Raw genomic sequence first — 12,108 nt, 5'->3', positions numbered from 1 at the left:
ATGATCCGGCTGTTGGTTCTGGCGGTTGTTGTCGGGTTGGGCCTGACCGCGGCCCAGGCCCAGCAGCGGCCGGCCGCGCCCGACACCGCGATGCCATTGTTGATCGTCGATCAGGAGGAGCTTTTCCTGCGCTCGGCTTTTGGCAAGCGGATCCGCGCCGACATTGCCGGGCGGTTCGAGGCGCTGGCCGCCGAAAACCGCCGCATCGAAGCCGAACTGGTGGCCGAGGAACAGGCCCTGACGGTGCGGCGTGCCACCATGGACAACGATGAATTCGCGCCGCTTGCCAATGAATTCGACGCCCGCGTCCGGGCGACGCGCGAGGCGCAGGATGCGAAGTCGGCGGCGATCGAACAGGCCAGCGATGATGCGCAACAGGCATTCTTTGCGCGGGTCGCCCGGATCCTGGGCCAGATCATGCGCGACCGCGGCGCCGTCGCCATCGTCGACGGCCGCGCGGTTCTGTTGTCGGTGGATGCGATGGACATCACGCAAGAGGCTATTGCGCGGATCGATGCCGAGATCGGCGACGGGCAGGGCGAGGAAAACGTGATCCCCGCGCTTCCCCCCGCGGACACCGGGCCGGCATCGCAATCCCCCTGAGGGCGCGCCTTGCTTGCGGTGTCCTGTCGCGCTTGCTACGCAGGATCAACACGCAAGGATGAGACATGAGCGATACCAATCCGAACTCCGACAAGACCACCGCCGACCTGGACCTGATCCAGCGGATCATTCCGCACCGTTACCCGTTCCTTCTGGTGGATCGGGTGCGCGACATCTCGGGATCCGAAAGCGCCGTCGGCATCAAGAATGTCACCTTCAACGAACCGCACTTCCAGGGGCATTTTCCTGCCGCCCCGATCATGCCCGGCGTCCTGATCGTCGAGGCGATGGCGCAAACCGCGGCGGTGATGGTGGGTGTCGCGCTCGAGCTTGAGGGCAAGGGCGCGCTGGTCTATTTCATGTCGGTCGAGAAGGCCAAGTTCCGCCGCAAGGTCGTGCCGGGCGATGTTCTCGAAATGCATGTCACGACCCTGCGTGGTGGCGGCAAGGTCTGGAAATTCAACGGCCGCGCGACGGTTGACGGCCAGTTGGCCTGCGAGGCGGAATTCACCGCCATGATCGACGTTCCGAAGTAATGGCCATCGAACCTTCCGCCCGCATCCATCCCTCGGCCGTGATCGAAGACGGCGCCGTGATCGGCGCGCGGGCTGACATCGGGCCGTTTTGCGTTGTCGGCCCGGATGTGACGCTGGGGGCCGATGTGCGGCTGCGCGCCCATGCTATGGTCACCGGGCGCACGACGATCGGTGATGGGTGCGACGTGTTCTCGTTCGCCTGCATCGGTGAAATCCCTCAGGATCTGAAGTTCGGCGGCGAACAGACCGACCTCGTGATCGGCGCGCGGTGCCGGATCCGCGAACACGTCACGATCAATACCGGCACCGAACAGGGCGGCGGTGTCACGCGGATCGGTGACGATTGCCTGATCATGGCCGGGGCCCACGTGGCCCACGATTGCCGGGTCGGCGACCGCGTGATCATGGTGAACAATTCGGCGCTGGCCGGGCACTGCGTTCTGGGCGACGACGTGATCGTCGGCGGCCTGTCTGGCATCCATCAATGGGTGCGGATCGGCGAGGGCGCGATCATCGGCGCCGTCACCATGGTGACCCATGACGTGATCCCCCACGCCCTGGTGCAGGCGCCGCGCGGCGAGCTGGACGGCCTGAACCTTGTCGGGTTGAAGCGCAAGGGCGTCAGCCGCGCCGACATCACCGCCTTGCGCGCCGCGTTCCAGATGCTGAAACAGGGCGAAGGCGCGTTTCAGGATCGCGCCCGGCGGTTGGGCGATGACACCGAAAGCGCCTATGTCAGGCAGATCGTGGATTTCGTGCTCGCCGACAGCGATCGCGGTTTCCTGACCCCGTCATGACCCTGGCTTTGATCGCGGGGGAAGGCGATCTTCCCGGCCTGTTGCTGGCGGAACTCGAAACGCGCGCGATGCCGGTGATCTTGGCCGCACTGGACGATGTGCGGGTCGAGAACAGCCGCGGGCGCGATATCCTGCGGTTCCGGCTGGAGACACTGGGCAGCTTTCTGAAGACCCTGCGCGAACGTGATGTGACACAGGTGTGTTTTGCCGGCGCAATCCGCCGGCCCCCGGTCGATCCGGGCGCCATCGACGCGGCCACCATGCCGGTGGTGCCGCGCATGATGACGGCGCTGGCGCAGGGCGACGATGCTGCCTTCAACGTGGTGGTCGATATCTTCGAGGACGCAGAATTCGAGGTTGTCGGAGCGGTCGATCTTCTGCCGGGGGTGTTGCCGCCGGCTGGCATGTTGGGTCGCCATGCGGCCGATGACGGCGCGCGCGTGGACGCCGCGCGGGGCGCCGCGGTTGTTGCCGCGCTGGGTCAGGCGGATATCGGGCAGGCCTGTGTCGTCTCGGCGGGCCAGGTGCTGGCGGTCGAGACGACGCCGGGCACGGAATGGATGTTGGGCACGATCCGGGCCGCCCGCGATGGCCTGCCGGATATCGCCTGGGGCGCGCAGGCCGGCGACACCATGTCCGTCGGATCCAGTGTCGGCCGCGCCGTCGGTTTCCTGGCGGCGCGGGGGGCGGCGGGGCCGCTCTATGTGGAAAGCCTGCCGCCCGGCGGGCTGTTGTTCAAGGCGCCGAAACCCGGTCAGGAACGCCGCATCGACCTTCCGGCCATCGGCCCCGACACCATCGCGCAATGCGTCAGCGCCGGGTTGCGCGGTGTGGTTGTCGAGGCAGGCGGAGTCATGGTGCTGAACGCCGATCAGGTGCGCGAACAGGCCGACGCCGAGGGAGTCTTCGTTTGGATCAGACCGGCAGACTGAACGCCTTCGTCATTGCCGGCGAACCCTCGGGCGATCGCCTGGCCGCGGCGTTGATGGGCGGGCTGCGACGGCTGCATCCCGCGGTGGATTTCGAAGGTGTCGGCGGCCCGTTGATGCAGGCGGAAGGCTTGGAAAGCCTGTTCCCCATGGAGGAACTGTCGGTCATGGGGCTGGCCGAGGTTCTGCCGAAATACCGGCACCTGCGCCGCCGGATGATCCAGACAGCCGACGCCGTTCTGGCCGCACGCCCCGATGTTCTGATCACGGTCGATTCGCCTGATTTCTGCCTGCGCGTCGCGCAACGGGTGCGGGCGCGCTCGGACATCCGGATCGTGCATTATGTCGCACCATCGGTCTGGGCCTGGCGGCCCGGGCGTGCGTCGGCGATGGCCCGGCATGTCGATCAGGTGCTGGCCCTGTTGCCGTTCGAGCCGCCCTATATGGAAGCGGCCGGCATGCGGTGCGATTTCGTCGGCCATCCGGTGGTCGCCGAACCCGCCATCGAGGGCGCGGCAATCCGCGGCCTGCGCGACACGCTGGGCCTTGGGGATGCGCCGGTCGTGCTGATCCTGCCGGGATCGCGCAAGGGCGAGGTGACGCGGCTGTTGCCGATCTTCGGCGCCGCCGTCGCGCGGGTCGTCGCGGCGCGGCCCGACACCCGGGTTCTGGTGCCGGCCGCGGCCCCGGTGGCCGATCTGGTCGCGGCGGGCGTCGCGGGTTGGCCGGGGAACCCCGTGGTGCTGGACCCCCGTGGCCCGTCGCCGGCTGAGGGGACGATGCGCAAGCGGCAGGCCTTTGCCGCTGCCGACGTAGCCTTGGCGGCATCGGGCACCGTATCGCTGGAGCTGGCGGCGGCCGGAACGCCGATGGTCATCGCCTATGACATGAACCGCCTCACCTGGGCGATCCTGCGCCGGATGGTGCGGGTCGATACGGTCACGCTGGTCAACCTGGTAAGCGACAGCCGCGCGGTGCCCGAATTCCTCGGGCCGGCATGTCTGCCCGGGCCGATCAGCGATGCCCTGCTGGACCTGCTGGCCGATCCGTCGCGCCAATGCGATGCCCTGTCGGCCACGATGGAGCGTTTGGGACGGGGCGGCGAAGACCCCGGCCTGCGCGCCGCCCGCGCGGTTCTGGACGGATTGCAAGCCGGGCCCGGCTGACGGGGCTGGCGGGAAAATAGAACGTGGTTCGGCGCGGCGACCCAAGGCGCCTCCGGCGGGAGTATTTCGGTCAGTAAGAAGGTGCGGGGCGTTCTGGTGTCTCAGCCGCGCCAGATCCAGCCGCCGCCCAGAACGCGCGGACTTTCGGGATCATAGAAAACACAGGCCTGTCCGGGCGAGACACCTTCTTCCGCGGTCATCAGTTCGACCGTCGCCTCGGTATCCGAAATCGGGTGGATCACCGCAGCGTGCGGCGGCCGGGTGGAGCGGACGCGGACGTTGACGTCCCATGATTTCCGACTGCTCAGGGGGGCGTCGCCCAGCCAGTTGATCTCGCGCAGGGGAACCCGACGGGTGGCCAGCATGGATTTCGGGCCGACGATGACTTCACGCCGGTCGACATCCAGCCGGACAACGTAAAGCGGATCCGCCAGCCCGCCGATGCCGAGGCCGCGGCGCTGTCCCACGGTATAGTGGATGACGCCGCGATGCGCCCCCAGATCGCGCCCCTCGGTATCGACGATGCGGCCCGGATCGGCGGCACCCGGGCGCAACTTTTCGATCACCGCCGCGTAGTTTCCGTTGGGCACGAAGCAGATATCCTGGCTGTCGGGCTTGTCGGCGACGGACAGGCCATATTTCGCGGCCAGGGCGCGGGTTTCGGCCTTGCTGGCCAGGTGGCCCAGCGGAAACCGCAGATATTCCAACTGCTCGGCCGTCGTGGAAAACAGGAAGTAGGATTGATCGCGATTCGCATCGGCCGCACTGTGCAGCTCGGGGCCGTTGTCGCCCATCCGGCGCTGGATGTAGTGCCCCGTCGCCATGCAATCGGCATCGAGATCGCGTGCCGTCTGCAGCAGATCCTTGAACTTGACTCGTTCGTTGCAGCGGATGCAGGGCACGGGTGTGGCCCCCGCCAGATAGCTGTCGGCAAATTCGTCGATCACCGCTTCGCGGAAGGTGTTTTCGTAATCGAGGACATAGTGGGGAAAACCCATGTCCTCGGCCACGCGGCGGGCGTCGTGAATGTCGCGCCCGGCGCAGCAGGCGCCTTTCTTGGCCAGCGCCGCACCGTGATCGTAAAGTTGCAGCGTCACACCAACGACATCGTAGCCTTCTTCCGCCAACATCGCGGCCACGACCGAGCTGTCCACGCCGCCGGACATCGCGACGACAACGCGCGTATCGGCAGGGGACTTGGCAAAGCCCAGTGAATTCAACGGTGTGCGGGTGTCGAGCGCCATCTGGTTTTCCTTCGGCCGGGGCCATCCCGGCTGGGCGGAATATAAGAAAATTGCCAGCATTATCAAGGCGCCGTTTCACCGCTGGTTAAGTGTGCGGGGCTAGCTTTTGTCGCGTGGGGACAAAAGGGGTGAAAGATGTATCTGAAGAAACTGGAAGGGCCGCGGGCCGTCAGATTGCCGGGCGGAAAGACGATGACACGGGCGGATCTGCCCGATCCGGACACGAAACGCTGGGTCGCCAGCCGCAAGGCGGCGGTGGTGAAGGCGGTGAACGGGGGGCTGATCAGCGATAAGGAGGCGATGGAAACCTATCAGTTGACCGAAGAAGAACTGGCGGCGTGGTCCCGGGCCGTCGATCGGCATGGCGAGGCCGCGTTGAAGACCACGCGGCTTCAAAAATATAGACAACTTTAACGTGTAAATGGTAGATGCTGGTAATGGTAACCAGTGCTTAACCATTTCGCCCGATGTTGTGGGAGGAGTTTCAATAAGCGGAGAGTTCAATGCGCGTCCTGCTGGTCGAAGACGATCCAACCACGTCCCGCAGCATCGAGCTGATGCTGACCCATGCCAACCTGAACGTGTATTGCACGGACATGGGCGAGGAGGGTGTGGATCTGGCAAAGCTCTATGATTACGATCTGATATTGCTGGATCTGAACCTGCCCGACATGCATGGGCACGAAGTCTTGCGGCAGGTGCGGCTGGCCCGGATCGACACGCCGATCCTGATCCTGTCGGGGGCAGACGACACCGAAAACAAGATCAAGGGATTCGGGTTCGGCGCGGATGACTATCTTACCAAGCCGTTCCATCGTGAAGAACTGGTGGCGCGGATCCATGCCATCATCCGCCGCTCCAAGGGCCATGCCCAGTCCGTCATCCGGACCGGCAAGTTTTCGGTCAACCTTGACGCGAAAACCGTCGATGTGGACGGCAAGACCGTGCATTTGACGGGCAAGGAATACCAGATGCTCGAGTTGCTGTCGTTGCGCAAGGGGACAACCTTGACCAAGGAGATGTTCCTGAACCACCTTTACGGCGGCATGGATGAACCCGAACTGAAGATCATTGACGTGTTCATCTGCAAGCTGCGCAAGAAGCTCAGCCAGGCGACGGACGGCGACAATCACATCGAAACGGTCTGGGGGCGTGGATATGTTCTGCGTGACCCCGACCGAAACGAGGATCAACCGCGCATTGCCGCAAGCGCCTGAAACGAGGGGGACGGGCGACGCGGCCGGTTGCTGAAAGGCAGGCGCTGGCGCACACGCGGTCGTGCCGGTCGTTGCGCCGCTCGGCATCCATGTATCGCGTCAGGCACAGGTCGGTGCGATAAAACAGGCGCAACGCACTGGACCGGCGCACGATGCGCTCCTATCACATTGCTGCCGGGTTGCGGATATCCCGGCGCGGGCCACCTGCGGGTGCGGTTCGGGCGGGTGTGATGCGGAGGAAGACGATGGCGGAAAAGGACGTGGCGAACCTGACGGCGCAGGAGGCCGAGGCCGAGCTTGCCCGACTTTCAGCGATCATTGCCGAAGCCAACACCGCCTATCACACCGAAGACGCGCCCGATCTGAGCGATGCCGACTATGATGCGCTGAAACGTCGAAACGCGGCCATCGAGCGGCGGTTCCCGGATCTGAAACGCGACGACAGCCCATCGGAGCAGGTCGGTGCATCGGTGGCCGAAGGGTTTCAGAAAGTCGCCCACAGCCAGCGTATGATGTCGCTTGGCAATGCGTTTTCCGAGGACGATGTGACGGAATTCGCCCGCTCGGTGCGCAAGTTTCTGGGTCTCGAAGAAACGTCGGCCCTGGCGTTCACGGCGGAACCCAAGATCGACGGCTTATCGCTTGCACTTCGTTATGAGGGCGGCGTCCTTGTCCAGGCGGCCACCAGGGGCGATGGCGCGGTCGGCGAGAACGTGACGGCCAATGCGCGCACCATTGACGATATTCCCGACCGGATCAGCGGCGCGCCGGATATCCTCGAGGTGCGCGGCGAGGTTTATATGTCGCACGAGGATTTCGCGGCGCTGAACCTGCGCCAGGCAGAGCTTGGCGCCAAGACATTTGCCAACCCGCGCAATGCCGCGGCGGGATCCCTGCGTCAGCTTGACAGCGCGATCACCCGCGGCCGGCCATTGCGCTTTTTCGCCTATGGGTGGGGCACGCTGTCCAGCCCGCTGGCCGACACCCAGTTCGACGCGTTGAAACGGCTGCACGACCTTGGTTTCTCGACCAACCCGCTGACGGCGTTGTGTCAGGACATCGACGCGATGCTGGAACATTATCAGCACATCGAACAACGCCGCGCGACCTTGGGCTACGATATCGACGGCGTGGTTTACAAGGTCGACGATCTGGATCTGCAACGCAGGCTGGGCTATCGATCGACCACGCCGCGGTGGGCCATCGCCCACAAGTTTCCGGCCGAACTGGCGTGGACCCGTCTGGAAAACATCGAAATCCAGGTCGGACGCACGGGGGCCCTGTCGCCGGTGGCACGGCTGAAGCCGGTCACGGTGGGCGGGGTCGTCGTGTCGAACGCAACGCTTCACAATGAGGATTACATCGCGGGCCGCGACGCCAACGGCGCCGAGATTCGGGGCGGCAAGGACATCCGGATCGGCGATTGGGTGCAGATCTATCGCGCGGGCGATGTCATTCCGAAGGTCGCCGACGTCGATCTGGAAGAACGTCCGGCCAGCGCGAAACCCTATGACTTTCCGACGGCCTGTCCGGAATGCGGCTCGGACGCCCCGCGCGAGGCGGGCGATGCGGTGCGGCGGTGCAGCGGCGGGTTGATTTGCCCGGCACAGGCGGTTGAGAAATTGAAACATTTCGTATCGCGCGCCGCCTTCGATATCGAAGGGCTGGGTGCGAAACAGGTCGAACAATTTTACCGCGATGGCTGGATCGCGCAGCCGGCCGATATCTTCACGCTGCGTGAGCGGTACGGAACAGGGCTGCAGCAGCTGAAGAACCGCGAGGGCTGGGGCGAAAAGAGCGCGAACAACCTGTTCGACGCCATCGAGGAGAAGCGCGAGATTCCCATGGCGCGTCTGATTTTCGCGCTGGGAATCCGGCATGTCGGCGAAAGCGGCGCGAACCTTCTGGCGGGCCATTACGGAACCTGGGCTGACTTCCGCGACGCGATGGCACAGGCCGAGCCGAAGAACGACGCCTGGCAACATCTGGTGGGCATCGACGGTGTCGGTGACGTGATGGCGCATTCCTTGGCCACGGCATTTCGGCCGGGCGCCGAACGTGACGCGATCGACCGGCTTGTCGCGCATCTGGACGTGCAGCCGGCCGTGCGGCGTGGCACGATCGACAGCCCGGTGGCGGGCAAAACCGTCGTCTTTACCGGCACGCTGGAACGGATGACCCGGGCCGAGGCCAAGGCACGGGCGGAGTCGCTGGGCGCCAAGGTCGCCGGCAGCGTCTCGGCGAAAACCGATATCCTCGTGGCCGGCCCCGGCGCCGGCAGCAAGGCTGCGAAAGCGGCCGAACTGGGCATCGAAACCCTGGACGAAGACGGCTGGCTGGCCCTGATCGACACCGCATGAGCACCCGGCCCGAGGTTCTGTTTCCGCTTTTTGCCACGCTCACATCGCTGGACGGTGTCGGTCCGAAAACGGCAGCGGCCCTTGAACACGCCGGCATCGCGACGCCCCGTGACCTGTTGTTCACCTTGCCCAATTCCGGCATTGACCGGACGCGATACGACACGGTGCAGGGGTTGGAGACCGCGGCCATGGTCACGGTCGAAGTCGAGGTGCTTCGTCACATGCCGGCGCCGACCCGTGGGCGGCCCTACCGGATCGAGGTTCGCGATGCGGCGGTCGTGTTCCAGCTGATCTTCTTCCATGCGCGCGGTGACTATCTTGAACGGCAAATGCCCGTGGGGGCGCGTCGCGTCGTTTCGGGCAAGCTCGAACATTTTGATTCGATGGCGCAAATCGTTCATCCAGACCATATTCTGCCCCTCGAGGACGCCGCCGCGATCCCGGGGTTCGAGCCGGTCTATCCGCTGACCGCCGGGCTGACGCAGCGCACCATGCACAAGGCTGCGGCCTCGGTTCTGTCGCTGGCGCCTGAGCTGGCGGAATGGATCGATCCCGGTCTCGTCTCGCGCGAGGGTTGGCCGGATTGGCGCAGCGCGCTGACCCAGGCCCATGCGCCGACATCCCAGGGCGATCTTGCGGCGACAACGCCGGCGCGCCAGCGCCTGGCGTATGATGAACTGCTGGCGCATCAGCTGACATTGGCCCTGGCCCGGGTCGATCGAAGGAAAAAACGTGGGCGGATAACGCGGGGAGACGGACGATACAAATCCCGGGTTCTGAAATCGCTGCCTTATCAGCCAACGGCTGCGCAGGTGCGCGCGATTGACGAAATCGCCGCCGACATGGCGTCGGACACCCGCATGAACCGCTTGCTGCAAGGCGACGTTGGATCCGGCAAGACCTTGGTGGCGCTGATGGCGTTGCTGGTCGCGGTCGAGGCGGGCGGGCAGGGCGTGATGATGGCGCCGACCGAAATCCTGGCCCGTCAGCACGTGGAAGGGCTGCAACCACTGGCCGAGGCGGCGGGCGTCGTTCTGGAGTTGCTGACCGGGCGCGACAAGGGGGCCGAGCGGGCGGCCAAGCTTGCGGCGCTTGCGGCGGGGCAGATCGGGATCCTGGTCGGCACCCATGCGGTGTTTCAGAAGGACGTGGCGTTTCACGACCTGCGACTTGCCGTGGTGGACGAACAGCATCGTTTCGGCGTGCGCCAGCGGCTTGAACTGGGCGCGAAGGGCACGCGCGCCGATGTCCTGGTGATGACCGCCACGCCGATTCCACGCTCGCTGGCCCTGACGCAATATGGCGATATGGATGTTTCGATCCTGGACGAGAAGCCGCCGGGCCGCACGCCGGTCAAGACGGCGTTGGTCAACATCGGCCGCGTTGACGAGGTCGTCGATTCCCTGCGCACGGCGGTGGCTTCGGGGCGCCAGGCCTATTGGGTCTGTCCGCTGGTGGAAGAAAGCGAGACGGTCGATCTGACGTCGGCGGAACAGCGGTTCAAGACCTTGCGCAGCGCATTGGGCGACGGCGTCGTCGGTCTGGTCCACGGCCAGATGCCGCCGGCGGAAAAGGATGCCGCCATGGCCCGCTTTGTCGCGGGCGAAACCGGAGTTCTGGTGGCGACCACGGTGATCGAAGTCGGCGTGAACGTGCCCAACGCATCCATCATGGTGGTCGAGCGGGCCGAAAGCTTCGGATTGGCGCAGTTGCATCAGTTGCGCGGGCGGGTCGGCCGGGGCAGCGCGGCATCAACCTGTGTTCTGCTGTATCGCGCGCCCCTGAACGAAACCGGGCGCCGCCGCCTTGAGATCATGCGTCAGACCGAAGACGGCTTTCGCATCGCCGAGGAAGATCTGGCGATCCGGGGCGCGGGCGATCTGATCGGCCATGCACAATCGGGGCTGCCGCGGTTCCGCATTGCCGACCTGGAACGTCAGGCCGCCCTGATGGAGGTCGCACAGCGCGATGCACGGGCGCTGTTGACCCAGGATCCGGGGCTGACAGGTGCCCGGGGTCAGGCCGCGCGCCATCTTCTGTGGCTGATGGAACAGGACAAGGCGATCCGTTTGCTTTCAGTGGGTTAGCCGAAAAGACCTGTTTTGTTCACGAATGTTCTCATAAAGTTCTTTACACAGAGGGGTTAATCTGGAACAAACAAGGAACGAGATGCAGACAGGGGAGGTCGCGGAGATGTTGGAACAGATTGGAAAGGTGATCCGCCGCTCTGATACGCTGGTTCAGGATCTTGCCGGCGTCCTTGCCTTGACCCTGCTTCTTGTTGTCGGGCTTTACCTGCCCGGATTTGTCTAGGTTTACGTCACTGCCCAATGTTCGCGGCATCCGTCGCGCGTCCCTTGTCCCCGAGGAACCACGCGTCGCTCTGTCCCCTTGCCGGGTTGCCTGCCCGGTTTGACGGATGCACTGTCGAACATCACTCTTGCGCCGCCATCCCCACGGGATGCGCGGCGTTTTTTTTCTTTCGCCCACGGGTTCGCCATGATCGCCGATCATCAGTCGCATTCCGTACCGCGCAATTTTGCGCGGAATTCGGCGGCCGCGGCCGGTCAACGGGCCCGGGCATCCGCGGCGAATCTGGCGGGATGAAAGCGCGGAGATCATCGGCGCGGGTTCGGCCATATGCGGCCGCGTGCCGATCACTGCGACAAACTGTCACAATCCCCTTGTTGCGCCGTGGCGCGGTGATCGGCCAGAAAAACAAGGCTGCGCGAACCAGCATTGCGCGACGCGGCCGTGTCCCCTCCGGGTGCTGGTCCGTGAAAGGTATTGCGAGAATGAATCTTTGAATGCAAAATCACGAATGGGTGACCGGTGGCTTTAGCCGGGTCTTGGGCCGGGTCGTGTTTCAAGGGTCCGTGACCAAGATATCCGGTGCCTGGTACGGCGTGCAGAATATGAACCTTGGGGGTATTGATATGGCTTTGAATTTTCCATTCGTCTTGTTCGATGGCGACGGTTTTGAGTGGGACATCTACGGCGGAGGACGGATAAACGACGGGACGAACGACGCGTTCGATCGCGGCGCGTCCATTCCGTCGATCTTTTCCTTCCCCGACAGCTTCACCGAGGACAACGGCCGCGAGGTCGTCCTGACCGGCGCCACCAGCGGTGATTTCTCGATCGAGCGCAAAATCTACGTGCCTACGACCGGCGGGTTTGCGCGGTATCTCGAAATCGTCACCAACAACGGCCCGGCCCGTGACACCTAGTCGCTGACGATTGACACCGACCTTGG

General features: G+C 64.7%; 11 protein-coding genes. 10 read left to right on the top strand and 1 reads right to left on the bottom strand.

All coding sequences use genetic code 11. The annotated features are described in order from the left end of the window. From CFP68_RS01415 to CFP68_RS01395, 5 genes are all read left to right on the top strand, one after another. Window positions 1–603, top strand: coding sequence for an OmpH/Skp family outer membrane protein (locus CFP68_RS01415; RefSeq protein WP_099823695.1), 603 nt, complete (start codon window positions 1–3; stop codon window positions 601–603). A gap of 65 nt (window positions 604–668) precedes the next feature. Beyond that, the gene (gene fabZ, locus CFP68_RS01410; RefSeq protein WP_099823693.1) at window positions 669–1,139 is read left to right on the top strand and encodes a 3-hydroxyacyl-ACP dehydratase FabZ; all 471 of its coding nucleotides are present in this window, start codon (window positions 669–671) and stop codon (window positions 1,137–1,139) included. Further along, entirely contained in the window at window positions 1,139–1,936 is a 798-nt protein-coding gene (gene lpxA, locus CFP68_RS01405) for an acyl-ACP--UDP-N-acetylglucosamine O-acyltransferase (RefSeq protein ID WP_099823691.1), read from the top strand. The genes fabZ and lpxA overlap by 1 nt, the downstream gene beginning before the upstream one ends. After that, window positions 1,933–2,868, top strand: a complete 936-nt coding sequence (locus CFP68_RS01400) for an LpxI family protein (protein ID WP_099823689.1) — start codon at window positions 1,933–1,935, stop codon at window positions 2,866–2,868. The genes lpxA and CFP68_RS01400 overlap by 4 nt, the downstream gene beginning before the upstream one ends. After that, entirely contained in the window at window positions 2,865–4,031 is a 1,167-nt protein-coding gene (locus CFP68_RS01395; RefSeq protein ID WP_241523925.1) for a lipid-A-disaccharide synthase, read from the top strand. The genes CFP68_RS01400 and CFP68_RS01395 overlap by 4 nt, the downstream gene beginning before the upstream one ends. Window positions 4,032–4,132: 101 nt before the next feature. Here the strand turns inward: CFP68_RS01395 and mnmA are convergent, their stop codons facing one another. Further along, complete coding sequence (gene mnmA, locus CFP68_RS01390) at window positions 4,133–5,275, bottom strand: tRNA 2-thiouridine(34) synthase MnmA (protein WP_099824174.1); 1,143 nt, start codon at window positions 5,273–5,275, stop codon at window positions 4,133–4,135. Between the two features lie 135 nt (window positions 5,276–5,410). Here mnmA and sciP point away from each other — a divergent pair, with 135 nt between their 5' ends. The 5 genes from sciP (at window position 5,411) to CFP68_RS01360 (ending at window position 12,082) form a co-directional block, all read left to right on the top strand. Beyond that, complete coding sequence (gene sciP / locus CFP68_RS01385; protein WP_099823685.1) at window positions 5,411–5,689, top strand: CtrA inhibitor SciP; 279 nt, start codon at window positions 5,411–5,413, stop codon at window positions 5,687–5,689. 89 nt (window positions 5,690–5,778) lie between these two features. Further along, window positions 5,779–6,492, top strand: coding sequence for a response regulator transcription factor CtrA (gene ctrA / locus CFP68_RS01380; protein WP_099823683.1), 714 nt, complete (start codon window positions 5,779–5,781; stop codon window positions 6,490–6,492). 245 nt (window positions 6,493–6,737) lie between these two features. Continuing rightward, window positions 6,738–8,852, top strand: a complete 2,115-nt coding sequence (gene ligA, locus CFP68_RS01375) for an NAD-dependent DNA ligase LigA (RefSeq protein ID WP_099823681.1) — start codon at window positions 6,738–6,740, stop codon at window positions 8,850–8,852. Beyond that, window positions 8,849–10,939, top strand: coding sequence for an ATP-dependent DNA helicase RecG (gene recG / locus CFP68_RS01370; RefSeq protein WP_099823679.1), 2,091 nt, complete (start codon window positions 8,849–8,851; stop codon window positions 10,937–10,939). The genes ligA and recG overlap by 4 nt, the downstream gene beginning before the upstream one ends. 720 nt (window positions 10,940–11,659) lie before the next feature. Further along, entirely contained in the window at window positions 11,660–12,082 is a 423-nt protein-coding gene (locus CFP68_RS01360; protein ID WP_099823676.1) for a hypothetical protein, read from the top strand. Window positions 12,083–12,108: the final 26 nt, after the last annotated feature.

Source organism: Oceaniglobus indicus, from assembly GCF_002751875.1.
Lineage (GTDB): Bacteria > Pseudomonadota > Alphaproteobacteria > Rhodobacterales > Rhodobacteraceae > Oceaniglobus > Oceaniglobus indicus.
This window is presented reverse-complemented; position numbering and strand designations above follow the sequence as displayed.

What these genes read in the sequence shown, in the direction of transcription:
- CFP68_RS01360 (WP_099823676.1), top strand. Translation starts at nt 11,660, where the DNA reads ATGCAAAATCACGAATGGGTGACCGGTGGCTTTAGCCGGGTCTTGGGC.
- lpxA (WP_099823691.1), top strand. Translation starts at nt 1,139, where the DNA reads ATGGCCATCGAACCTTCCGCCCGCATCCATCCCTCGGCCGTGATCGAA.
- mnmA (WP_099824174.1), bottom strand. Translation starts at nt 5,275, where the DNA reads ATGGCGCTCGACACCCGCACACCGTTGAATTCACTGGGCTTTGCCAAG.
- recG (WP_099823679.1), top strand. Translation starts at nt 8,849, where the DNA reads ATGAGCACCCGGCCCGAGGTTCTGTTTCCGCTTTTTGCCACGCTCACA.
- CFP68_RS01400 (WP_099823689.1), top strand. Translation starts at nt 1,933, where the DNA reads ATGACCCTGGCTTTGATCGCGGGGGAAGGCGATCTTCCCGGCCTGTTG.
- ligA (WP_099823681.1), top strand. Translation starts at nt 6,738, where the DNA reads ATGGCGGAAAAGGACGTGGCGAACCTGACGGCGCAGGAGGCCGAGGCC.
- CFP68_RS01415 (WP_099823695.1), top strand. Translation starts at nt 1, where the DNA reads ATGATCCGGCTGTTGGTTCTGGCGGTTGTTGTCGGGTTGGGCCTGACC.
- fabZ (WP_099823693.1), top strand. Translation starts at nt 669, where the DNA reads ATGAGCGATACCAATCCGAACTCCGACAAGACCACCGCCGACCTGGAC.
- sciP (WP_099823685.1), top strand. Translation starts at nt 5,411, where the DNA reads ATGTATCTGAAGAAACTGGAAGGGCCGCGGGCCGTCAGATTGCCGGGC.
- ctrA (WP_099823683.1), top strand. Translation starts at nt 5,779, where the DNA reads ATGCGCGTCCTGCTGGTCGAAGACGATCCAACCACGTCCCGCAGCATC.